The following is a 20,824-nucleotide window of genomic DNA, read 5'->3' on the forward strand; positions in this document are numbered from 1 at the left end:
CCACCAAGCAATTCTATCTTATCTTTGAGGCAGTCTTACTTGATCGTCAATAGCTTGCGCTCGCGCACGATCCCCGCCTTGTCGATCGTGTAGGCAACCAGCAGTGCGCCATCCTCGGCGCAGGCGTGGCAGGTGATCAGGGGCGTGGAAAACAGCACGCTCTGGCCGCCATCGGCGGTCGCCGTGCTGCCAATAAAGTCGGCGGGGGCGAACGGGACAGAGTCTGGGTGGGCGGCGGCAAACGCGCGCCAGGCCGGTGTGGCGCGGTCTTCCTCGCGCACGGAGTCCTCGTCGACGTCGATGGCGGCGCCATCGCTGCCGATCAGCAGGGTGCCTTCATTCGTGTTGGCGCGGAACGGATAGGTGACGGTGGCCAGGGCCGCCTTGCCCAGCGGGCGCCAGGCCGAGATAAAGCCCGCCTTGTTTGCCTTGACCAGCATCCTGGCGGCGGCGATGGCTTGCGGACGGGCGCCCGAGCGCTGCATGGTGCGCAGCAGGCAGACGTCGGGCGCCGTGGGCGATTGTTCGCTGCGGCAAGCCGACAGCGAGCGCTCCTGCCACACGGCGCGCGCGTCGATGGGGCCCGTCTCCAGGGCATGGGCCGCCTGCATGGCGGCCAGGCCGCCGACGGCAAGGATGGCGCAGCCGGCTACGTGGCGGGAAAATCGTGTGGACATGGGGATGCCTTTCAAGAGCGGAAACAGGAGAGTCTCCGATTATAGGAGGGGGCTGGCGTCCTTGCCCACACGAAACGGCCTTGCTGGCGGGCGGCTTGCGCCTCATTCAGCGCCTCTTTGCCGCCGCCTGGCGCAGGGCCTTGGCTTCCTGCTTGTTGGGAATGTGCGGCCGCGTGGCCAGCTCCGCCTTGACGGCGGCGATGGCGGCGCCGAACTGCTGTTCGGCCTGCGCCGGGCTGGCGCCCGCATAATCCTGCTGATTCGATTGCGCGGCACGCAGCCGGCGCAGCAGCGCCAGCAATTGCCTGGCGTGCAGGGCAGGCAAGTCTTGCGCCAGTGCTTGCGCGACCACCGCGCCTTCCACATGGTCGGGGTCGATCAAGCGCAGCAAGGCCAGGCCCTCAGGCTGTGGTACCGGTGTCAATTTATCCATCCAGTCATTCTAAACGAGGTCGGGATTACAGGTATTCCCATATTTCATCGAAGGTTTCGCGGGCGAAATCGTTGCGCCAGGCTTCCGAGTTCTTTTCGCGGCTGACGGCGAACACGGCGCGCCACGTCTGCTTCGGCGAACTCGTGTAGGTGGCGGCGATCTTTTGCAGGCCTGCCTTGCATTGCTCGACCTTGCAGCCACTCTTCGCCAGTTGCTGGGCGGCAGGCGCCCATGCCACGGGCACCTTGACGACCTGGCATTCGAAGCTGACGGCAGCCGTCTGCATGCCGTTTTCCACCGTCACGGGGGCCGCCTTGGTGGCCTGGCACGCGGCGCCATTCATGGCGGCGATGACATTGGCGGCCAGCTGTTCGGCGGCCGGCGTGACGGCCGCGCGCATGGCGGCAGGGAACAGGTCGGCGATCAGCTTGCCCGTCTTTGCAGGGAATATTGCATCCGTTTCCTTCAAGCCGCTGTACGACGCATATTCGGCGGATTGCTGGCCCGCCAGGCGCGTGGGGCGCAGGTAGGCATTGAGCTGGGCGACGCTCGCTTCATCATGGTTGATGATGGTCTTGATGTACAGGTTGGCCACGTCGACGGGCGCCAGTTCCACGGCGGTTTCCGCAGCGATGGCGGGCTGGGCCAACGCCATGGCGGCGGCCAAGGCTGCCGCCAGCAGGGCAGTGCGCGATGTTGCTACTGTTTGGTGCATGTATTTTCTCCACGATTCAATGTCAGGCGCCAAAAAATGCTTTATAGCAACTATGGCGCGCGCATTATAGATGGTAAAAGTCATAACGTTGCGCACAGAAGCTTGCGCACCTCAGGCGTCCGCCTTGCTGGCCGCTTCCAGCAAGGCCAGCAGCAGCTCCTTGCGCCGGCCTTGCGCCTTGCGCGCCAGGGTAGCCAGTTTTTCCAGCTTGCCCCAGATGGGATACAGCATGTGCTCGACCAGATAGCCTTCCAGCCCTTGCAGTTGCTGGCAGAACAGTTCCAGTTTCTCCACCTCTTCCAGTTCCGCCTGGATCTTGACCTTTGCGTTGTCCGTGCAGGCGCGCAGGCACGCGGCCAGCACGGGGGCGGAGTCGCGCGTGACGCCATATTGCTCGGCAAAGGCCGCCGTGAACTGGTCCTGCACGGACTGGTGTTCCTCGTCGACGTAGGCCATGTAGTGCTGCACCAGCGGAAAATAACGCGCATCGAGCAGGCCCAGGCCGAACGTGGCGTAGCTGCCGGGCATGCAATTCTTTTCGCCTTCCGTGTCCGCATAGAATTCGAATTGCTCGATGGCGGCGCGCGCATACGCTTCCAGCTGCGGCTGCAGGGCGGGATAGGCGAGGGCGTTGGCAAAGAAGCGATGCGTATCGGATTTCGCCAGTCCCTTGATCGGCAGGTACTGCTTGACCTTGGACTTGAGCTTGATCTGGCAGCTTTTCGGGAAACCGTTGTTGAGCAAATGCGTGATGAAGGCCAGCGCCTGCGCATACGCCTCTTCCTCTTCCCGGACAATCGCGATGCTGATCGTGGCAAACACGTCGTTGGCGCGGCATTCCAGCTGCGCGTTTTTCAGGTGGACGGCGTCGGGCGCGAAAGTGCCGCTGCCTTCCTTGAGCATGCGCACGGCCCGTTCGCTGCCAAGTTCGCGCGCGATGTCGAGGAATTTGACGCCCGTCGACTTGGCGTAGCTCGGTTCGTGGCGCAAGATCATCACGGCGCCATACAGCAGCAGGTCGATGGACGCCAGCGCCTGCTTGTCAAGCGCCGCGCCCGTCTTCAAGGTGTATTCGGTGCTGCGGTAGCTCGATTGCTGCACGTCGTAGAACTGCGGCAGGAACTGCTTTTCCGCCCACGCCGACACGGCCTGGATGATATCGCTGCGGTGTTCGGCCAGCGCTTGCGGGCGCGACTTGTTCAGCTGCTCGATGCGCTCGAATTGGGCGATTGTCCAGGCGATATCGGGTTGGGGAAACAGGTGGGGATCGAGCAGGTGGCGCGCCAGGAAGAAGGTTTCCAGCTTTTTCGTCGGGCGGTTGCCATGCTCGAGCTTTTGCGTGACGTAGCTGTGTATGTGCTCGAGCAAGCTTGTGCGCTTGCCTGCGTTGACATACTCGAGCAGGTTCAGGTGCAGCATGCCCTGCGCCGTCTGGAATTTGCCGCGAAAGCTGAAGCGGTAATCGACGAAGGGCGTGTCGGCCAGTGTTTCCAGCTTCGCCCGCACGAGCGCTGCCAGCCGGGGCGCGATGGTGTCGCGCACGACGGCTTCGTCGAGGCGCGAAGGTGTCCTCGGTGCGACATCATCGGCCTCGGCCAGATGGAAATCGTCAGCCGTGGTGCGTCCCGGCTTGTAGTCGAGCAGGAAATCGTTAAAAACGCCCATTTGCAAGGTAGTCCGCTTCACGGCGGCTTCCAGGTCGGTACGCTTGAGGCGCTCGGCAAACCACGCTTCGATTGCCGCCGTCATTTCTTGTGTTGCCTGCTCTACAAGATTGCTCATCTGTATCGTCGTCTTTCCCTGCATTGCACGTGACGGTGCCACCGGCTGCCGTCACGATCATGTTTGATATAAAGCACTATTTTAGGTGGTCGGGCCTGGCCGCAACAAGGGCCGCACGGTTGTCACGAGGGGGCGGTGAGGAAGCGCGGGTCGATTTCGTCGGACTGCGGGCCCACGGTGATCGTGGTGTGCCAGCCCGATGGCTTGTCGTTGCCATCAAACAAGGCGATGCGCGTGTGGACGAACAGCACGGAATACACGCCGGATTTCATGTCGCGGTTCAAGTCCCAGTGCATGAGTTCGATCGCTTCGCCCATGCGCGGCAGATGGGCGCCCGGCGGCAGCAGAATGTTCTGGTTGATGAATTCCCGGCTGGGGCCCGGTTCCTTGTGGCGCGGATCGATGTAGCGGAACGAGACGCTGGTAACGATGTTGCTCATGCATGGCTCCTGCCTGGTGATGTACCTGACGACAATAGCACAGGGGGAGGGCCGGGACGTGCGCCGCACGGCCCCAAGGCAGGCGCGCGGTTGAATATGTACGGTAACAGACGGTAGTTGACGAGCCGTCGCGCTACGCTTGCTTGTTATTGATCATTGAGATTGCCGTACACGTCATGATGCATTTATTCCTAGCAGAAAACCGCGCCGAGCTTGAGCGTCGTTGTTCGGCGATTCCGTCAGTCAGGTGGTGCCGGGGGGCGGTGGACCATACGCACAGCGGGATGCCAGACCATGCCCTATGAAATTCTGCGCGACAGCATCGCGCTCGAGCCGGCGGGCGATGCCATTCGCTTCCATTTGTCCGTCTTCGGGGCGGAAAAGACCTGCCGCATCACCGTAACGGCCTTGCACAGCCTGGACCAGGAGCAGGGCGGCAACTTGCTGGACATCTTCGACAGCCACCGCCTGCGCATCGGCCAGCGCGCCTTCGCTTACCTGAGCCGCGATCTGCTGGTCAGCAGCGTCGTCTTGCGCGCACTTGATTTTTAGTTACTATTTCTTCTGCCTGCACCCGTGTCCTGGCCAGCTATGGTATTTCCGCACAGATCGTCAAGTAAATGCAGGTATGGCTGGACGGAAATGTTACATCTCGGTATTCTGCGCATCTGATACTTATTTCTATACAGAAAAAGGTAAGAGGGCGGTTCGGGCCGGCGGCATCGCGGCGCGCACTGCCACGCAAGGTCAGGCATGCAAAGGTGAAGTCGTCCGCTTGCTGAGCGAAACTGTCATGTTTCGGCTCGCGGCGGGCAGGGAACAGTGCTGTCATCTTTAAAATAGTAGGAGAGGTTGCTCATGGATGCAGAAAAGGATGTTGTGTACGGTACAGAAGATTTGTTGATGAGTTTGTGCAACTCGGTGGTTCGGGTGCTCAACGTGGCAACACAAAGCAAGGTCAATTATTCAGGCATGGTGCAGCGCATCACCAAGACGGGCCTCAAGCCCGACATCGGCTGCTTCGTGATGTTCGATGGCGGTTTCACGGGCCTGGTGGTGCTCAATTTCGCCGCCGATACGGCGATGGAAATCTACGAGCGCTACATGTTGCACATGGGTATGCCGAAGTCGGAGCTGGCCAGCTTCTACACGTCGGACGAAGTGTCGAACATCATGGGCGAACTGATGAACCAGATCGTCGGCGACTTCACGGGCAAGGTGCGGCGCGAGCTGCAAACGAACATCACCCAGAGCCAGCCGAAGATGCTGGTGCTGAACAAGCAGGTGATGCTCAGCGTCGACACGCCGCTGGACCGCCCGGAAATGCGCCGCGTCACTTTCTATACGGAAAAGAATAATATTTTCTATCTGGAACTGGCGATCGACCGTACCGAGTTCATCAAGCTGCACGATTTCGATTCGCGCGAAATCGACGCCGATTCGCTGATGGATAGCGAGTATGCAAACCGCGAACGCGACGCCGCCCCGGCGCCTGCGGCGGAACCGGAAGACGACGACAACGCCGACCTGCTCAAATCGCTGGGCATGTAAGCAGCGGTATCGGAGAGCGGCTGGCGGCCGGTTTGCCGCCGGCCGCTGCCGTTGACAGCCTACAAGGTCTTGCTCATGAAGATACGGCTCGTGCCTTCGGGACTGCAGGCGATGTCGCCGAAGCGGCGCCAGCCGCGGCGCTCGTAGAATTCGGGCGCCTGGAAACTGATGGTGTACAGCACCGCCGAGGCGCAGCCGCGCCGGCGGCCTTCCTCCTCGAACTGCGCCAGTACCTGGCTGCCCAGTCCCAGCCCCCGCAAGGCGGCGGGCAGATAAAACAAATCGAGAAACAGCAGGCCCAGCGAGGTCCGGCCCATGGCGCCGCCCAGCACGCGCTGGCTGTCGCGGTCGCGCACGACCACGCTCAACACCTGCCTGTCCTGGTATCCCGTGATCGCATCGTTGTAGGCGTTCAAGCCGTCGAGGATGGTTTGCTCGACCTCCGCATCGATCGTGGCGCTGACGGAAATGGTGTAGGGCAAGGCGTGCTGCTGGTTGGCGGGCATGGCGGGCAGGAAAATAGCTAGTAACTGTATGAATATACAGTATTTCGGCTATTTTTGCCCGTCTTGTTGCGGCAACGTCAATGTTTCCATGCGGTGCGTGCCCACCATGCCGCTGTGCTGGCTGTCATCGAGCGACCAGTATTCGAGCGCATACGCATAGCTGCCATCGATGATGGTCAGCGATTCCTTCTGGCGGCCGTTGGGCGCCTTGTAATACAGGCGCCGCGCGGGCCGGCCATCGACCGTGTGCCTGAACGCCTGCGGGTTGAGGGAGGCGCGCTTGCCCGCCTTGCCCGCCATCGACATCGCCGTGATCGTCACGTAAGCGCGGTCCGGGCAGCGGGCCAGCAGGTGGGCGCCGCTCAGCACGGTGGGCTGCGCTTGATCGAGCGGCAAGCCGAACGGATGCACGCCGGCGATATCGTGGCACCCCATCTGCTGCGCCAAGGTACTCAGCACGGCCGGATCGAGCGCGCTGGCATAGTGTTTTTCGGCGGTTTGCGCCTGGCCCAGCGCCAGGCGGCGCTCCAGTTCGGCCAGCGAGATATCGCTGGGCACGGGCAGTGGCGCGGGGGCGTCGGGGTCGGCCGCGCTGGACGTTTCCGCCTGCATGCGCGAGGCAACGGAGTGGCTGCTCCCGGCTGTGCCATCGAGGCCGTGGGCCAATGGCGTGGCGCAGGCCAGGGCCATTGCCAGCGATAAAGCCGTATGTTTCAGCATGAAATTTCCTGCAATCCGAGGCAAAATGACACGCATTGTGTCTCAGATCGCCTGCGCATGCGCGTTCCTTTCCTTTAACGTGCGGCCATCGCCGACGCAATCTCGATCGAACTCAGCTTCCAGCCCCACACGCCATGGCGCTGCAGGACCAGTGCGCCGTCCTGCGCATTGCCGTCTTGTGCGCGCACGACGAAGGTGTTCAGGCCGGCGTAGCCTGCGGAATACGCGGCTTTTTTCCGGGCGCCATCGGCGGGTGCGTCCGCGTCGCCTGCGGCTCCCGCTTGCGGGCTGACGGCGCTCTTGTTGACCAGCGCGACGACACCTGCGGGCGAGACCATGGCATCGACCATCTTGCCCAGCATGGCGCCGGCGATCGACTGGCCCAGCGCGGCCAGCGGGTTATCGCTGCCGGCGGTCGCTGCGATGCTGCGCGCCATGCTCGCCTCCAGCTGCGTCTTGACGCTGGCGCGCAGGGCGGGGAAGTCCACGTGTCCGGCCAGGGCCTCGGCATTGCGCTCGGCCAGGGCGGTCTTGATCTGGTGCAAGGCATAGTACGGCGACGCGTAGACGGTGGCGGCGATGGCAATGACGGCCAGGGCCGCGGCGATGGTGATTTTTTTCAAGTGAAGCCTGTGAGATGGAGGGGTGGAAACGGATGCCCCGCAGCGTATCCGTTAAATTAAAATACGGCAATCATATTTTCTTGCCATTATTTCTCCGCATGTGCTCCGGTCGCCCTCGGCGGACCGCTATAGAGTGATGAGGGTGGGTGCTGTATAATGGGAGAAAAGTATTTAACTAGCTGTTTTAACTGAATAAAGACCCAATATCACATGCTCTCTACAGCAAATATTACGATGCAGTTTGGCGCCAAGCCATTGTTTGAGAATATCTCCGTCAAGTTCGGCGACGGCAACCGCTATGGCTTGATCGGCGCCAACGGCTGCGGCAAGTCGACGTTCATGAAAATCCTGGGCGGCGACCTGGACCCGTCGGGCGGCAACGTCATGCTCGACACCAACGAGCGCCTGGGCAAGCTGCGCCAGGACCAGTTCGCGTTTGAAGACATGCGCGTGCTCGACGTCGTCATGATGGGCCATACGGAAATGTGGGCCGCCATCCAGCAACGCGACGCGATCTACGCGAACCCGGAAGCGACGGACGACGACTACATGCAGGCGGCTGAGCTGGAAGGCAAAGTGTCCGAATACGACGGCTACACGGCCGAATCGCGCGCAGGCGAACTGCTGCTGGGCGCCGGTGTCGCCATTGACCTGCATCAAGGCCCGATGAGCAATGTCTCGCCAGGCTGGAAGCTGCGCGTGCTGCTGGCGCAGGCGCTGTTCTCGAATCCGGACATCCTGCTGCTCGACGAACCGACGAATAACCTGGACATCAACACGATTCGCTGGCTGGAAGACGTGCTCAACGAGCGCAACTCCACCATGATCATCATTTCCCATGATCGCCACTTCCTGAACCAGGTGTGCACCCACGTGGCCGACATGGATTACGGCACCTTGAAGATTTATCCGGGCAACTACGACGAATACATGTTCGCCTCGACGCAGGCGCGCAACCAGCAGCTGGCCAACAACGCGAAAGCGAAAGACAAGGTTGCGGAACTGCAGGAATTCGTGCGCCGCTTCGCCGCGAACAAATCGAAGGCCCGCCAGGCGACGTCGCGCGCCAAGCAGATCGAAAAGATCAAGGTCGACGACATCAAGCCATCGTCGCGCGCCTATCCGTTCGTGCGCTTCGACGGCGAAAAGAAATTGCACCGTCTGGCCGTGGAAGTCGAGAATATCTCGAAAGGTTTTGATCGCCAGCTGTTCAAGAACTTCAGCATCATGGTCGAAGCGGGCGAGCGCATCGCCATCATCGGCGCCAATGGCGCCGGCAAGACCACCATGCTGCGCTGCATCGCGGGCGATATCGCCGGCCTGCAGCCTGACCAGGGCCGCGTGAAGTGGGCGGAAAACGCCAACGTCGGCTACATGCCGCAAGATCCGACGGAAGATTTCGCCAAAGACACGAACCTGACCGACTGGATCGGCCAGTGGACGAAAGAGGGCGACGACGACCAGGCCGTGCGTTCCATCCTGGGCCGCTTGCTGTTCGGCGGCGACGATGTGAAAAAGGCCGTCAAGGTACTGTCCGGCGGTGAAAAGGGCCGCATGATGTACGGCAAGCTGATGCTGGGCCGCCACAACGTGCTGATGCTCGATGAGCCGACCAACCACATGGACATGGAATCGATCGAATCCTTGAACATCGCGCTGGAAAAATACGCGGGCACCCTGATCTTCGTGTCGCATGACCGCGAATTCGTTTCCTCGCTGGCCAACCGCATCATCGAAATCAAGGAAGATGAAGTGGTCGATTACCGAGGCAATTACGAGGATTACCTGAAGAGCCAGGGTATCGATTAATTGATACGCTCACGTTGGGTCGGATTACGCGCTGTGCGCTAATCCGACCTACGCTAGTAGGCAGGCCATGTAGGTCGGATTAGCGTAGCGTAATCCGACATTACAAGGCAAACCACCGAGCACCACACCGACGCGCCGCGGTTCATTCGTTCCGGCGCACCTGCTTCATTGCAATCGTGCCGGTCTATCCCGTTTTTGTTTGACACAGCCATGCAAACTTTAGCCATCAAATCCGTCGAGTACGAACATCCACAAGACGGAGCCAGCTGCACTGCCCACGCCTGGGCACGCACGCCAGCGACACCGTCCCCGGCTGAAAAAGCCGAATTGATCACGCGCATCAAGCGCTTGCTGATCGAGCGCGAAGCCGTGCTCGTTGCCCACTATTACGTAGATGCCGACCTGCAAGACCTGGCCGAAGCCACCGGCGGCTGCGTCTCCGACTCGCTGGAAATGGCCCGCTTCGGGCGCGACCATCCGGCCAAGACCCTCGTCGTGGCCGGCGTGCGCTTCATGGGCGAAACGGCCAAGATCCTCAGTCCAGAGAAAACCGTCCTGATGCCCGACCTCGACGCGACTTGCTCGCTCGACCTCGGCTGCCCGGTCGATGAATTCACGGCCTTCTGCGACGCCCATCCGGACCGTACGGTCGTCGTCTATGCCAACACCAGCGCGGCCGTCAAGGCGCGCGCGGACTGGATGGTGACGTCGTCGATCGGCCTCGACATCGTTGCCCACCTGCATGCGCAGGGCAAGAAAATCCTGTGGGCGCCCGACAAGCACCTGGGTTCCTACATCCAGAAGGAAACGGGCGCCGACATGCTGCTGTGGCAAGGCAGCTGCCTCGTGCACGACGAATTCAAGGGCATCGAACTCGATTTGCTCAAGGAAGAGTATCCGCAAGCCAAGGTGCTCGTGCATCCGGAGTCGCCCGCCAACGTGGTGGCCCTGGCCGACATGGTGGGCTCGACGTCGCAAATGATTGCGGCAGCGCAAACCATGGACACGGACACGTTCATTGTCGCCACCGACAACGGCATCCTGCACAAGATGCGCGCGGCCGCGCCAGGTAAACGCTTCATCGAAGCGCCCACGGCCGGCAACAGCGCCACCTGTAAAAGCTGCGCGCATTGTCCGTGGATGGCCATGAACGGCTTGCTGAACCTGGCGCAAACGCTGGAAAACATGCACAACGAAATCCACGTCGATCCCGCCGTCGGCCAGCTGGCCGTGCGTTCGATCAATCGCATGCTCGACTTCGCCGCCGCCAAGAAGGCGGGCCTCAAGCCGGGTGCGGACCTGGCAAAAGAAACCACATTGTTCCAAGGAATCGGTCCAGCATGAGTACCCTCGTTAATTCTTTCGCTCCCTTTGACCCGGCCCTGGCGCGCGCGTTCGAGGGCAATCTGCTGGCCGCCTTGCTGGAAGACGTGGGCCAGTGCGACCTGACGGGCGAGCTGGTGCCGCCCGACCACATCGTCACGGCCCGTGTCATCGTGCGCGAAGCGGCCGTGCTGTGCGGCGCGCCGTGGTTCGAAGGCATCATGAAAAGCCTGGACCGCAGCATCGACATTGCCTGGCATTACGCCGAAGGCGACATGATGACGGCCGACAGCGTCGTCTGCACGATTGAAGCGCCGGCGCGCGCCTTGCTCACGGCCGAGCGCAGCGCCCTCAATTTCCTGCAGCTGCTGTCGGCTGTGGCCACGGCCACGCGCCGGTATGTCGATGTGATCGCCGGCACCAAGGCGTCCATCCTGGACACGCGCAAGACCTTGCCGGGCCTGCGCCTGGCGCAAAAGTATGCGGTGCGCGTGGGCGGCGGCAAGAACCAGCGCCTGGCCCTGTACGACGGCATTTTGATCAAGGAAAACCATATCGCGGCCGCCGGCGGCGTCAGCCAGGCACTGGAAAACGCGCGCAACCTCGATGCGGGCGTGCCCGTGCAGATCGAGGTGGAAACCCTGGCGCAATTGCAGGAAGCCTTGGACGCGGGCGCCGTCTCCGTCTTGCTCGATAACTTCAGCAACGACATGATGCGCGAGGCCGTGGCCCTCACCAACGGCCGCGCCTTGCTCGAAGCGTCGGGCGGCATTAACTTCGACACCGTGCGCGCCATCGCCGAAACGGGCGTGGACCGCATCTCGATCGGCAGCCTGACGAAGGACGTGCGGGCCACCGATTACTCTTTGCGCATCGTCGGCTGATGAGAAGAGCGGGGCGGCGCCTGCTGGCCTTGGCGCTGCTGTGGCCGGCGTTTGCCGTGCCTTTGCCGGCGCCGGCGCGCGAGCTGTTGGCCGTGGGTGCGCAGTTCGAGCGCGTGTTCGAATATCAGGACAGCGGCGAATACGGCGGCCTGGGCGCGGAACTGCTGCGCGTGATGGCGGCGCGCACGGGTAACACCGTGCGTTTTCGCATGGTGCCGTGGGCGCGCGCGCAAGCCATGCTGGTGCAGGGCCAGGCCGATATCCTGATCGGTCCCTACAAGACGCCCGAGCGCATCGCCAGCATGGCGTTTTCCGACAAGCCTTTCTACCAGGACCAGATGGTCTTTTATACGCGCCAGGACGCCAGTTTCGGCTGGGATGGCGATTACGCTGCGCTGAAGAACCGCAGGGTGGTGCTGCTCAATGGCTGGGCCTATGGCGCGGACTGGGAGCGCGTGCGGCCCGGCCTGCAGGTCAGCGTGGCCAACAATGTGGAAAATGGCTTGAAGATGCTGGTGCACAGCCACGTCGACGTGTTCATCAGCAACCGCCGCAATACCGACCCCGTCATCGCCCGTCTCGGCTATGGCCGCCAGGTGAAACCGCTGCCCAGAATCATCGAACTGCAAAACGGCTATTTTGCCTATCCACGCTCACCCGCTTTCGACAGGCTGCGGCTGCAGTTCGACCAGGAACTGAATAACCTGATCGAGACGGGCGAATTGAAACGACTGGGCAAGCGCTACGACGTCAGCATACCCTGACACTGGCTATCTTTGCCGCGCTTGACACGCCTCAAGCATGCTCCATGGCCCGGTTCTACCCTGAAAGCAGGCAGCACAATACTGCCCATCACGCCGAGGGGAATGCCATGGATACGCACCGCATCAAGCAACTGATCTGCACCGGTTTCGCCATTGCGCTGGCCGCGGCCCTGTTTGCCTGCGGCGGCGGCCATCATCACCATCCACCGGCCGTGAGCGCCTATGCGGCCACCAGCCTGGTGTCGGACACGCCCGCCGTGCCGGCCGCGCACACGGACCCCAGCCTCGTCAACGCCTGGGGCGTGGCCTTCAACCCACGCGGTTTCGTCTGGGTGGCCGCGAATGGCACGGCGAAGTCCACTTTGTACGATGGCAACGGCGTGCCGCAGTCGCTGGTGGTCGGCACGCCGGCCGGGCCCACGGGCATCGTCTTCAACGGCACGCAGGACTTCAAGCTGAGCCAGAACGGCGTGACGGCACCCAGCCCCTTCATCTTCGCCAGCGAAAGCGGGACTATTTCCGCCTGGTCGCCCACGGTCAGCCCGACGACGGCCCTGGTCGTGTTCGACGGCAGCGCAGGCGGCAGCGTCTACAAGGGCCTGGCCATTTCGCGCTATGCGGGCGCCAATTACCTGTATGCGGCCGATTTCCACAACGGGCGCGTCGACGTCTTCGATGCTGGCTTCGCCAGGGTCGCCCTGCCTGGCGCATTCGGCGACCCCGCCTTGCCGGCTGGCTATGCGCCGTTCGGCATCCAGGCCATTGGCGAGCGCATCTATGTCGCCTACGCGAAGCGGGAAGCCAGCGGCGACGATGAAGAGGCAGGCGCCGGCCTCGGTATCGTGAACGTGTATGACACGGGCGGCACACTGATCAAGCGGCTGGTGAGCGGCGGCGCCCTGAATGCGCCATGGGGCATGGCGCTGGCGCCCGCCGATTTCGGCACGGCCAGCAATATGTTGTTGATAGGGAATTTTGGCGATGGCAAGATCAATGCCTATGACCCCGACACGGGTACCGCCGCTGGCGTGCTGCTCAAGACGGATGGCACGCCGCTGGCGATCGATGGCTTGTGGGGCATCGCCTTCGGCAATGGCCTCAACAGCCAGCCCGTCAATACGCTGTTCTATGCGGCCGGGCCGGATGATGAGGCGCATGGGCAATACGGGCGCATCGATTTGAAGTAGAAGCAACGTCCCCGTGCGCGCGCAGGGCGGCACGGGGGCGATCCTTACAGCTGGCGCGCCTCGAACGTATTGCACTGGGCAATCTGGCCGCTCTCGATGCCCTTGCTGAACCAGCGCACGCGCTGCTCAGAGGTGCCGTGCGTAAACGAGTCCGGCACGACATGGCCTTGCGACTGGCGCTGCAGCGCATCATCGCCAATGGCCGTGGCCGCTTTCAGGGCCGCTTCCACGTCGCCCTGTTCCAGGATCTTGCGGTCCTGGTTCGCGTGAAATGCCCACACGCCGGCAAAGCAATCGGCCTGCAATTCCAGGCGCACGGACATGGCGTTGGCCTGGCGTTCGGAGGCCGTGCGGCGCGCATTGTCGACCTTTTCGGACAAGCCCAGCAGGTTCTGCACGTGGTGGCCCACCTCATGCGCGATCACGTAGGCCTCGGCAAACTCGCCCGAGACCTTGAAGCGCTGTTGCATCAGATTGAAGAAGTCGAGGTCCAGATAGACTTTCTGGTCGCCGGGGCAATAGAAGGGCCCGCTGGCGCTCTGGCCCGTGCCGCAGGCCGTCGGGATGCTCCCGGAAAACAGCACCAGCTTGGGCTTCACATAGCTGCCGCCTTCGGCCTTGAACAGGGCGCCCCAGGTGTCTTCCGTATCGGCCAGCACGGTTTTCACGAAGCGGGCCATCTCGTCCGATTCGGGCGGCTGGCGCGCCGGGGCCTGGCTTTGCTGGGTGCTGACCTGGCCGCCACCGCCGCTGAGCAGGTTGAGCAGGGTCAGGGGATTGACGCCCAGCACATACGAGCCGACGAGGGCGATGACGATGGTGCCGATGCCGATCGAGCGCCCGCCAAAACCAAAGCCGCCCCCACCGCCGCCCCCGCCGCCATCTTCGCCACGGCGGTCTTCCACATTGTCGCTTTCGCGATTGCCTTCCCATTTCATGATATTTACTCCTGCTGTGCTTGTGCGATTGCGCTCTACGGTTGATGGATGACGCCTCAATATGCCACTGGCGACGAATCTTGTTATTATCGCAGTAAACGACGCCGCGACAGGGGCGACAATGTTACCCTTTGCAACTTTCCATCGACTCCACAACAGGTACACGCATGGCGCTTGCCAACGATACACGCATTTCTCCCACGGCGGTGGTCCAGGCGCAACTGGACGCCTACAATGCCCACGACGTGGCGGCCTTGCTGGCCATTTACGCCGATGACGCAAAGCAATTCCAGCACCCCGATACCTTGCTGGCCCAAGGCGGCGCGCAAATCGGCCCCCGCTTCACGGCCCGTTTCGCCGCCAGCCAGCCCCGGGCGCAGTTGCTCAACCGCATCGCTTGCGGCAAGCTGGTGATCGATCATGAAATCGTCCATGGCGACACGGACGATGGGGTGTCGGCACAGGAACTGGTGGCGACCTATGAGGTGGAGCGGGGCCGCATCCGCCGTGCCTGGTTCAGCTTTGGCGCGTTGACGCGCCTGCGCGTGGCGCTGCCGGCCGACGTGCCTGCAATGAATGCGCTGATCGCCCGTTCCGGCGTGGCGCTGAGCGCGGGATTCTATACATTGGAACAGGCCGAGGCCGTGACGCGCCACGTGTTCGGCGTCGATACGCAGCTCGTTGCCGACCGGACGTATTTCGTCATCGAACGCGACGGCGTCATGCTGGCCTGCGGCGGCTGGAGCCGGCGCGCCACCCTGTACGGTGCCGACCGCGCCAAGAGCGGGCCGGACCCGTTGCTCGATCCGGCCAGCCAGCCGGGCCGCATCCGCGCCTTCTTTGTGGAACCGGCCGCGGCGCGCCAGGGCCTGGGCAGCATGCTGATGCGCCATTGCGAACGGCAGGCGCGGGCCGCGGGTTTTACGGCACTGGAATTGGCCGCCACCTTGCCCGGTGTGCCGCTGTACCTGGCCAGCGGCTTTTCCGTCACGGAAGATTTTCACCTCGACTTGCCCAACGCGATCAAACTGCCGCTGGCGCGCATGCACAAGCGGCTGTAAGGCTCTTTACCAGGGCAGCGGCGCCTTTTCGCCATTGGCGTGCTCGCCGTAGTACAGCGACGGCAAAAAGCGCGACAGATAGGTAAATTCGCTGTAGCAATGGCGCAGCAAATTCAGGCCCAGCACGTCGGGCACGTCGCGCACGGGATTGAGGCTGTTGCGGCCCAGCAAGAAGCGGCTGCGCAGCACGCAGCCCGTGGGCGTGTCGCGCGTCAGGTGCAGCATTTCGCCATCGAGCGGATCGCCGTACGGGTCGAGCACGACGTAATCGCCAAAGCCGATGCGCGCGCAGACGGCGGCCGACAGGGCACCGCTGTCCCTTGCCTGCTGCAGCTGCGCCGGGTCGAAGACTTCCTTTGGATCATGGAACTTCAGCTTGGCTTTCACGGGTGGAATATCGCCCAAGGACTCCACTGCCTCGATCGAGGCGCCGTAGTAACTCTCTCCCTTTTTCCACGCGCTGTTCCAGCCGTGATGGGCCACGTGGTCGTGCGGATGCCACCACTTGATGTGCTGCGTCGTTTCGAAAAACGTAAACCACCAGTCCAGCATGCGCCCGCTGCAGCCGTGCAGCTCGGTGCGCGCCGCCACCAGCAGGCAACCATCGTCGAGGCGCGTGATGCCCGTTTCCAGGTGCAGGGGAAACGGGTCGAGCAAGTCGCCCGTGCCAGTGATGCTCCATGGGAATGCATTGTGCGTGTAGCTCGTCATGTCGTTCTCCTTTGTTGGGGTGAGCCAATTATATATTAAAGAAACGAATAACGTTTCCTAAATGTGTTTCAGTGTAAAATTGCCCATCGATCAAGCTTGGAGCCGGCATGCAGGAAGAAGAGAGCAAGGCAGAGAGCAAGGCTGTGCGTGGACGGGGCCGTCCGGCGCGCCCGCCCGAAGAAGCGCGCGAGGCGGCCGTGCAGGCGGCCACCTGGCTGCTGCTGCACGAAGGCTATGCGGCCACGACCATGGAAGCGGTGGCGCGCCACGCGGGCATGGCAAAGAAGTCGCTGTATCAGTATGCGGCCAACCGCGAGGAACTCGTGGCCCTGGTGGTGCGCGGCTGGACGGACGCCTTTTTACCGGCCATGGCGCACGATGCGGCTGGGCCCGGCGAAGTGCTGCCATTATTAAAAGAGATCTTGCAGGCGATGGCCGCGCGCGTGCTGACGGCCGATGCCGTGGGCCTGTTCCGTCTGCTGTGCACGGAGTTTCCCGCACGCGCCGATTTGCTGGCCGTGTATCAGCGCAACGGCATCGAGCGGGGTACGGCCTTGCTGGCCCAGTGGTTGCAGCGCCAGGCCGCGCGCGGCCATCTGGTGCTGCAGGATGGGCACGAACTGGCCGGCTTGCTGCTGGCCATGGTGATTGCCGAGCCGCTGCGGCAGATGGCGCTGGGCTTGCTGGCGCCCGTGCCGGCCTGGGATGCGGCACCGCGCATCGACGCGGCGCTGCGATTGCTGGGCGGTCAGTCGTTCAAGGTCGCTGGTGCTTCAGCGCTTCGCGGTAGCTGAGGGGAGAGAGCCGTTGGCGGTGCTCTGTGGCAAAAGTTAGCACCTCTGTCGGGGCGTGGCGCGCGTAATCACGCAGGGCCCAGCCGATGGCCTTGCGGATGAAAAACTCGTCTTCGTGCGCCAGCGCCAGCGCCGCGCCGAACAGCCAGCCGGCATCCGTGTCGGCGCGCCAGCCCAGCTGGTGCAGCATGGCGATGCGGCGCAGCCAGAAGTCCGCGTGCCGCAAGGCGCCATCCATGTGCGCATGGCCATCGCCGCCGCGCTGGCGTTCCGCCTGCAGTACCTCGCCCACGATGCCCGCCATGCCGTCGACGCTGTCCCACCACGCGCGCTGACGCGCCAGGCCGAGCAGGGCGGGGAGGTGTTCGACGCCCAGTTGCCGCCGGTGCAGGGCCAGCATGTCGAGCGCCACGTGCTGATATTCGCGCTCTGGCTGCTGCCACAGCAGTTGCGCATGTTCCAGCAGCACCTCGGCCCCCACGCCTTTCAAGCCCGCCAGCAAGCCCCTGGCGGCCAGCCGCCGCTGCGGTGCTGCCACGCCCAGGAAAACGAACTGGCCGCGCATGTAGGCCTGCATGGGCTCTGCGCGGCCCGGTTCGGCGGCCGCTTCCAGCGCGGCTTTCAATTCTGCATGTAGATTCATGGCATCTCGCTTTCTTTCAGGCGTAAAAAAAGCGCTCACCGGGAGCGCTTTTTCATGCCGATCCAATATTACTGAATCTTGGCTTTTTTCATGAGTTCATCGCGGTAGGCGGCGAGTTTTTTCTGTTGCAGCGACTCGGCTACCTGGCCCTTGACTTCTTCCAGTGCCGGCAGCTTCGTCGGACGGGTTTCTTCCAGCTTGATCACGTGGAAGCCGAATTGCGATTGCACGGGCGTTTGCGTGACCTGGCCTGGTTTCAGGGCGACCATGGCGTCGGAGAATGGCTTCACGTACGAAGCCGGGCTAGCCCAGTCCAGGTCGCCGCCATTGGCTGCGGAACCGTCTTTCGACACTTTCGCCAGTTCTTCGAACTTGGCGCCGCCTTTCAGCTTGGCGATGATGTCTTTCGCTTCCGCTTCGGTGGCCACCAGGATGTGGCGTGCATGGTATTCCTTGTCGCCCGCTTGTGCCTTGAACTTGTCGTATTCGGCCTTGATTTCAGCGTCCTTGACAGGGTTTTTCTTGACGTAGTCGGCCAGCAGAGCATTGATGATGATGCTTTGACGGGCATTGTCGATCTGCGACTTGACTTCCGGACGCGTGCCGTAGCCTTGCTTGTCGGCTTCCTGGATCAGCACTTCGCGGCCGATCAGGTCTTTCTTGATGGCTTCGCGCAATTGCGGCGAATCGGCTTGCTTGCCTTGGGCGACGACTTGCTTGACGACCTGGTCGACGCGCGACGATGGGATGGCCTTGCCATTCACGGTGGCCACGTTTTGCGCGAACGCAGGGATCGCGACGACGGCGACCAGGGCTAAGATCAGGCGGGCTGGCTTCAAAATCATGTTCATTCCTAATAAATATACTAAAAATCGATATACGCGACTGGCGCGCAGTGCGCATTCAGGCGCAGAATACACGACCGGCGCCGAAAAGGGCGCCGGGGAGGTCAGTTCTTACTGAACTTTCGCTTTTTTGATCATTTCTTCTTGATACGCTTGCAGTTTCTTTTGCTGCAGCGCTTCGGCGATCTGTGGCTTGACTTCTTCCAGGGTCGGCAGTTTTGCCGCGCGGGTGTCGTCCAGCTTGATCACGTGGAAACCGTTAGGCGTTTGCACCGGGGTGTCGGTGACCTGGCCTTTTTGCAGTTTCACGAAGGCGTCCGAGAACACTTTCGGGAACGACGACGGGGCTGCCCAGTCCAGGTCGCCGCCATTGTCGGCCGAACCGGTATCTTTCGATTGCTTGGCCAGATCTTCGAACTTGGCGCCGCCTTTCAGCTTGGCGATGATGTCTTTCGCCTCTGCTTCGGTGCCCACGAGGATGTGGCGTACGTGGTATTCCTTGTCGCCCGTCTGCGCCACGAAGCGGTCGTATTCGGCCTTGATTTCAGCGTCGTTGACCGGGTTCTTTTTCAGGTAGTCGCCGACCAGGGCGTTGATGACGATGGCTTGGCGTGCGTTCTCGATTTGCTGCTTGACTGCTGCATCTTTACCGAAACCTTTGTTTTCCGCTTCTTGCATCAGCACTTCACGGCCGATCAAGTCTTTCTTGATCATTTCGCGCAGTTGCGGCGAATCCGGTTGCTGGCCTTGGGCGACGACTTGCTTGACGACTGCATCAACGCGCGACGATGGGATAGGCTTGCCATTAACAACGGCAACATTTTGCGCAAAAACAGGTACCGCGACAACGGCGAGTAGTGCGATCAGCAAGCGGGCTGGCTTAAAAGTCATTATTAAATCCTGTTAGGGAAAGTTTCGTAAAAAACGCATGGGAAGAAAACGCGTGCATGGCGCTTGCGGCAAATGGCATACCAAGTCGCCCCGGTACGCCAAAAACGCCGCCCTTACACTACTTCGGACGGCGCCAGGGCCACAATCGCCAATGCATGTATCTCATTATGCATCATATCGTGCACGGAATCATACACCAGTCGATGACGCATGACGAGTCTGAGCCCCTCAAATTGACTAGAAATTATGCGCAGATTGTAATGGCCTCCGCCCGAGGCGGCGCCCGCATGGCCCCGGTGGCGTGCCGAGTCGTCTTCCAGCACGCATTCCAGAGGGGAAAGTGCCGTTTCCAGGCGGGTACGAATGCGCTGCATGCGCGTTTCCGGCGCGGTGTTTTCAGTGGTGGAGCTCATCATGCGTCTTCCTTGATATGTTTGGCCAGGAACAGGGTTTGCGCCACGATGAAGGCAAAGAAGATGCCCGTCGCGCCAAACGCTTTAAAACTGACCCAGGCGGCCATGTCGCCCTTGTACAGCACGAAGGCGACGAACAGGTTCAGTGCGCCGATGGCGCCAAAGAAGATGATCCATGCGGCCAGCAACTGGTTCCAGACGGCATCGGGCAACTGCACTTGCGCTTCCATGGTCTTGCGGATCAGGTTTTTCTTGAAACCCACGTAGGCGATCAAGAGGGCCAGGCCGGACAGCCAGTAGATCAGGGTCGGCTTCCATTTCAGGAAGAAATCGTCATGCAGATAGATGCTGGCGCCGCCGAACACGACAAAGATGAACAGCGACAGCCACAGCATGCCGTCCACCTTGCGCCCGCGCAGCAGCAGATAGCTGACCTGGCAAGCTGTGGCGACGATGCCGACGAGGGTGGCAAGTATCCACGGCGCCTGGTCGGCCTTGATCAGGCCGCCAGACACGAAGCCGGACAAATATTGCTGCACGAAATCGTGCGTGGCCGCTTCATACATGCCGCCCAATTTGAAGGCGGTGAAGAAGGCAATCAGGGGGAATAGGTCGAATAGAAATTTCATGGCGAGACTTTACACTGGTCTTATTAGAATCATCTTAGGAATGGCTTAGGAGTAACGCCCAAGCCATCGCCAGATCAAGGCTGCGGATCGAAGCGCAAGGAGGCCGAATTGATGCAATAGCGCAAGCCGGTCGGCGGCGGGCCGTCCGGGAAGACGTGGCCCAGGTGGGCGTCGCAGACGGCGCAGACGATTTCCGTGCGCACCATGCCGTGGCTGCGATCGACGATTTCCGTGACATTCGCCGGGTCCAGCGCCTGGAAGTAGCTGGGCCAGCCGCAGCCGGAATCGAACTTCGTGTCCGACGCGAACAGGGGCGTGTTGCAGCAGACGCAGGTGTAGACGCCGTGTTCGTGGTGGTCCCAGAACTTGCCCGTGAAGGCCCGTTCCGTGGCCGCGTGGCGCGTGACTTCGTATTGCATCGAGTCGAGCATGGCGCGCCATTCGGCGTCGGTTTTCTTGACTTTATTCGTGGTCATAATGACTCC

25 protein-coding genes are annotated in these 20,824 nt (G+C 61.9%); 9 read left to right on the plus strand and 16 right to left on the minus strand.

The features are described from left to right. Window positions 1-35: 35 nt before the first annotated feature. The 5 genes from IGS60_RS05935 to IGS60_RS05955 all read right to left on the minus strand — a co-directional run bounded on the left by IGS60_RS05935 (window position 36) and on the right by IGS60_RS05955 (window position 4,047). A complete protein-coding gene (locus IGS60_RS05935) occupies window positions 36-677 on the minus strand; it encodes a hypothetical protein (RefSeq protein ID WP_070218393.1) in 642 nt (213 codons plus the stop codon). A 106-nt stretch (window positions 678-783) separates the two neighbouring features. Next, window positions 784-1,110, minus strand: coding sequence for a hypothetical protein (locus IGS60_RS05940; protein ID WP_230503011.1), 327 nt, complete (start codon window positions 1,108-1,110; stop codon window positions 784-786). Between the two features lie 25 nt (window positions 1,111-1,135). Beyond that, entirely contained in the window at window positions 1,136-1,825 is a 690-nt protein-coding gene (locus IGS60_RS05945) for a hypothetical protein (protein WP_230503012.1), read from the minus strand. A 111-nt stretch (window positions 1,826-1,936) separates the two neighbouring features. After that, window positions 1,937-3,607 carry a DUF6138 family protein gene (locus tag IGS60_RS05950; protein ID WP_230503013.1) on the minus strand — a complete coding sequence of 557 codons (1,671 nt, stop codon included), beginning with the start codon at window positions 3,605-3,607 and terminating at the stop codon, window positions 1,937-1,939. Window positions 3,608-3,729: 122 nt separating this feature from the next. After that, entirely contained in the window at window positions 3,730-4,047 is a 318-nt protein-coding gene (locus IGS60_RS05955) for a hypothetical protein (protein WP_230503014.1), read from the minus strand. 294 nt (window positions 4,048-4,341) lie between these two features. Here IGS60_RS05955 and IGS60_RS05960 point away from each other — a divergent pair, with 294 nt between their 5' ends. Both IGS60_RS05960 and IGS60_RS05965 read left to right on the plus strand, forming a co-directional pair. Next, window positions 4,342-4,599: a DUF1488 family protein gene (locus IGS60_RS05960; RefSeq protein WP_070218388.1), complete on the plus strand. Its 258-nt coding sequence runs from the start codon at window positions 4,342-4,344 to the stop codon at window positions 4,597-4,599. Between the two features lie 306 nt (window positions 4,600-4,905). Beyond that, window positions 4,906-5,598: a DUF3334 family protein gene (locus IGS60_RS05965; RefSeq protein WP_070218387.1), complete on the plus strand. Its 693-nt coding sequence runs from the start codon at window positions 4,906-4,908 to the stop codon at window positions 5,596-5,598. A gap of 59 nt (window positions 5,599-5,657) precedes the next feature. Here the strand turns inward: IGS60_RS05965 and IGS60_RS05970 are convergent, their stop codons facing one another. The 3 genes from IGS60_RS05970 to IGS60_RS05980 all read right to left on the minus strand — a co-directional run bounded on the left by IGS60_RS05970 (window position 5,658) and on the right by IGS60_RS05980 (window position 7,447). Next, window positions 5,658-6,104, minus strand: a complete 447-nt coding sequence (locus IGS60_RS05970) for a GNAT family N-acetyltransferase (RefSeq protein WP_070218386.1) — start codon at window positions 6,102-6,104, stop codon at window positions 5,658-5,660. Window positions 6,105-6,152: 48 nt separating this feature from the next. Beyond that, window positions 6,153-6,824, minus strand: a complete 672-nt coding sequence (locus IGS60_RS05975) for a hypothetical protein (protein ID WP_230503015.1) — start codon at window positions 6,822-6,824, stop codon at window positions 6,153-6,155. Between the two features lie 74 nt (window positions 6,825-6,898). Then, window positions 6,899-7,447: a DUF2939 domain-containing protein gene (locus tag IGS60_RS05980; protein ID WP_230503016.1), complete on the minus strand. Its 549-nt coding sequence runs from the start codon at window positions 7,445-7,447 to the stop codon at window positions 6,899-6,901. A 210-nt stretch (window positions 7,448-7,657) separates the two neighbouring features. Here IGS60_RS05980 and IGS60_RS05985 point away from each other — a divergent pair, with 210 nt between their 5' ends. The 5 genes from IGS60_RS05985 (at window position 7,658) to IGS60_RS06005 (ending at window position 13,414) form a co-directional block, all read left to right on the plus strand. Next, window positions 7,658-9,256, plus strand: a complete 1,599-nt coding sequence (locus IGS60_RS05985) for an ABC-F family ATPase (RefSeq protein ID WP_034756044.1) — start codon at window positions 7,658-7,660, stop codon at window positions 9,254-9,256. A gap of 210 nt (window positions 9,257-9,466) precedes the next feature. Next, window positions 9,467-10,600: a quinolinate synthase NadA gene (gene nadA / locus IGS60_RS05990; RefSeq protein ID WP_070218383.1), complete on the plus strand. Its 1,134-nt coding sequence runs from the start codon at window positions 9,467-9,469 to the stop codon at window positions 10,598-10,600. Continuing rightward, complete coding sequence (gene nadC, locus IGS60_RS05995) at window positions 10,597-11,463, plus strand: carboxylating nicotinate-nucleotide diphosphorylase (RefSeq protein ID WP_070292298.1); 867 nt, start codon at window positions 10,597-10,599, stop codon at window positions 11,461-11,463. The genes nadA and nadC overlap by 4 nt, the downstream gene beginning before the upstream one ends. After that, window positions 11,463-12,227, plus strand: coding sequence for an ABC transporter substrate-binding protein (locus tag IGS60_RS06000; RefSeq protein ID WP_070292299.1), 765 nt, complete (start codon window positions 11,463-11,465; stop codon window positions 12,225-12,227). The genes nadC and IGS60_RS06000 overlap by 1 nt, the downstream gene beginning before the upstream one ends. A 107-nt stretch (window positions 12,228-12,334) precedes the next feature. Beyond that, window positions 12,335-13,414 carry a TIGR03118 family protein gene (locus tag IGS60_RS06005; protein ID WP_230503017.1) on the plus strand — a complete coding sequence of 360 codons (1,080 nt, stop codon included), beginning with the start codon at window positions 12,335-12,337 and terminating at the stop codon, window positions 13,412-13,414. A 44-nt stretch (window positions 13,415-13,458) separates the two neighbouring features. On the opposite strand, the gene IGS60_RS06010 is transcribed toward IGS60_RS06005, so the two are convergent. After that, complete coding sequence (locus tag IGS60_RS06010) at window positions 13,459-14,352, minus strand: neutral zinc metallopeptidase (RefSeq protein ID WP_230503018.1); 894 nt, start codon at window positions 14,350-14,352, stop codon at window positions 13,459-13,461. 167 nt (window positions 14,353-14,519) lie between these two features. Between IGS60_RS06010 and IGS60_RS06015 the strand changes: the two genes are divergently transcribed. Beyond that, complete coding sequence (locus IGS60_RS06015; RefSeq protein ID WP_230503019.1) at window positions 14,520-15,413, plus strand: GNAT family N-acetyltransferase; 894 nt, start codon at window positions 14,520-14,522, stop codon at window positions 15,411-15,413. Window positions 15,414-15,419: 6 nt separating this feature from the next. Here the strand turns inward: IGS60_RS06015 and IGS60_RS06020 are convergent, their stop codons facing one another. Next, a complete protein-coding gene (locus tag IGS60_RS06020) occupies window positions 15,420-16,124 on the minus strand; it encodes a hydrolase (protein WP_230503020.1) in 705 nt (234 codons plus the stop codon). A 107-nt stretch (window positions 16,125-16,231) separates the two neighbouring features. On the opposite strand from IGS60_RS06020, the gene IGS60_RS06025 reads away from it, so the two are divergent. Further along, window positions 16,232-16,918, plus strand: a complete 687-nt coding sequence (locus tag IGS60_RS06025; protein ID WP_230503021.1) for a TetR/AcrR family transcriptional regulator — start codon at window positions 16,232-16,234, stop codon at window positions 16,916-16,918. Here the strand turns inward: IGS60_RS06025 and IGS60_RS06030 are convergent. The 6 genes from IGS60_RS06030 to msrB all read right to left on the minus strand — a co-directional run bounded on the left by IGS60_RS06030 (window position 16,881) and on the right by msrB (window position 20,815). Continuing rightward, window positions 16,881-17,561 (minus strand): DNA alkylation repair protein, encoded by a 681-nt coding sequence (locus tag IGS60_RS06030; RefSeq protein WP_230503022.1) that lies wholly within the window; start codon window positions 17,559-17,561, stop codon window positions 16,881-16,883. The genes IGS60_RS06025 and IGS60_RS06030 overlap by 38 nt on opposite strands. A gap of 68 nt (window positions 17,562-17,629) precedes the next feature. Then, window positions 17,630-18,406, minus strand: coding sequence for a peptidylprolyl isomerase (locus tag IGS60_RS06035; RefSeq protein ID WP_034756072.1), 777 nt, complete (start codon window positions 18,404-18,406; stop codon window positions 17,630-17,632). 111 nt (window positions 18,407-18,517) lie between these two features. After that, window positions 18,518-19,297, minus strand: a complete 780-nt coding sequence (locus IGS60_RS06040) for a peptidyl-prolyl cis-trans isomerase (protein WP_070218374.1) — start codon at window positions 19,295-19,297, stop codon at window positions 18,518-18,520. A gap of 113 nt (window positions 19,298-19,410) precedes the next feature. Then, window positions 19,411-19,713: a BolA family transcriptional regulator gene (locus tag IGS60_RS06045; RefSeq protein ID WP_225317325.1), complete on the minus strand. Its 303-nt coding sequence runs from the start codon at window positions 19,711-19,713 to the stop codon at window positions 19,411-19,413. Beyond that, on the minus strand, window positions 19,710-20,339 hold the full coding sequence (locus IGS60_RS06050; RefSeq protein WP_230503023.1) for a septation protein A: 630 nt from the start codon (window positions 20,337-20,339) through the stop codon (window positions 19,710-19,712). Before IGS60_RS06050 ends, IGS60_RS06045 begins: the two co-directional genes overlap by 4 nt. Window positions 20,340-20,413: 74 nt before the next feature. Next, the gene (gene msrB / locus IGS60_RS06055; RefSeq protein ID WP_034756083.1) at window positions 20,414-20,815 is read right to left on the minus strand and encodes a peptide-methionine (R)-S-oxide reductase MsrB; all 402 of its coding nucleotides are present in this window, start codon (window positions 20,813-20,815) and stop codon (window positions 20,414-20,416) included. Window positions 20,816-20,824: the final 9 nt, after the last annotated feature.

It is taken from the genome of Janthinobacterium sp. FW305-128 (assembly GCF_020858135.1).
Lineage (GTDB): Bacteria > Pseudomonadota > Gammaproteobacteria > Burkholderiales > Burkholderiaceae_D > Janthinobacterium.

Coding starts and splice junctions, on each gene's coding strand:
- IGS60_RS05935 (WP_070218393.1), bottom strand. CDS start 677: ATGTCCACACGATTTTCCCGCCACGTAGCCGGCTGCGCCATCCTTGCC.
- IGS60_RS05940 (WP_230503011.1), bottom strand. CDS start 1,110: ATGGATAAATTGACACCGGTACCACAGCCTGAGGGCCTGGCCTTGCTG.
- IGS60_RS05945 (WP_230503012.1), bottom strand. CDS start 1,825: ATGCACCAAACAGTAGCAACATCGCGCACTGCCCTGCTGGCGGCAGCC.
- IGS60_RS05950 (WP_230503013.1), bottom strand. CDS start 3,607: ATGAGCAATCTTGTAGAGCAGGCAACACAAGAAATGACGGCGGCAATC.
- IGS60_RS05955 (WP_230503014.1), bottom strand. CDS start 4,047: ATGAGCAACATCGTTACCAGCGTCTCGTTCCGCTACATCGATCCGCGC.
- IGS60_RS05960 (WP_070218388.1), top strand. CDS start 4,342: ATGCCCTATGAAATTCTGCGCGACAGCATCGCGCTCGAGCCGGCGGGC.
- IGS60_RS05965 (WP_070218387.1), top strand. CDS start 4,906: ATGGATGCAGAAAAGGATGTTGTGTACGGTACAGAAGATTTGTTGATG.
- IGS60_RS05970 (WP_070218386.1), bottom strand. CDS start 6,104: ATGCCCGCCAACCAGCAGCACGCCTTGCCCTACACCATTTCCGTCAGC.
- IGS60_RS05975 (WP_230503015.1), bottom strand. CDS start 6,824: ATGCTGAAACATACGGCTTTATCGCTGGCAATGGCCCTGGCCTGCGCC.
- IGS60_RS05985 (WP_034756044.1), top strand. CDS start 7,658: ATGCTCTCTACAGCAAATATTACGATGCAGTTTGGCGCCAAGCCATTG.
- nadA (WP_070218383.1), top strand. CDS start 9,467: ATGCAAACTTTAGCCATCAAATCCGTCGAGTACGAACATCCACAAGAC.
- nadC (WP_070292298.1), top strand. CDS start 10,597: ATGAGTACCCTCGTTAATTCTTTCGCTCCCTTTGACCCGGCCCTGGCG.
- IGS60_RS06000 (WP_070292299.1), top strand. CDS start 11,463: ATGAGAAGAGCGGGGCGGCGCCTGCTGGCCTTGGCGCTGCTGTGGCCG.
- IGS60_RS06005 (WP_230503017.1), top strand. CDS start 12,335: ATGGATACGCACCGCATCAAGCAACTGATCTGCACCGGTTTCGCCATT.
- IGS60_RS06010 (WP_230503018.1), bottom strand. CDS start 14,352: ATGAAATGGGAAGGCAATCGCGAAAGCGACAATGTGGAAGACCGCCGT.
- IGS60_RS06015 (WP_230503019.1), top strand. CDS start 14,520: ATGGCGCTTGCCAACGATACACGCATTTCTCCCACGGCGGTGGTCCAG.
- IGS60_RS06020 (WP_230503020.1), bottom strand. CDS start 16,124: ATGACGAGCTACACGCACAATGCATTCCCATGGAGCATCACTGGCACG.
- IGS60_RS06025 (WP_230503021.1), top strand. CDS start 16,232: ATGCAGGAAGAAGAGAGCAAGGCAGAGAGCAAGGCTGTGCGTGGACGG.
- IGS60_RS06030 (WP_230503022.1), bottom strand. CDS start 17,561: ATGAATCTACATGCAGAATTGAAAGCCGCGCTGGAAGCGGCCGCCGAA.
- IGS60_RS06035 (WP_034756072.1), bottom strand. CDS start 18,406: ATGATTTTGAAGCCAGCCCGCCTGATCTTAGCCCTGGTCGCCGTCGTC.
- IGS60_RS06040 (WP_070218374.1), bottom strand. CDS start 19,297: ATGACTTTTAAGCCAGCCCGCTTGCTGATCGCACTACTCGCCGTTGTC.
- IGS60_RS06045 (WP_225317325.1), bottom strand. CDS start 19,713: ATGATGAGCTCCACCACTGAAAACACCGCGCCGGAAACGCGCATGCAG.
- IGS60_RS06050 (WP_230503023.1), bottom strand. CDS start 20,339: ATGAAATTTCTATTCGACCTATTCCCCCTGATTGCCTTCTTCACCGCC.
- msrB (WP_034756083.1), bottom strand. CDS start 20,815: ATGACCACGAATAAAGTCAAGAAAACCGACGCCGAATGGCGCGCCATG.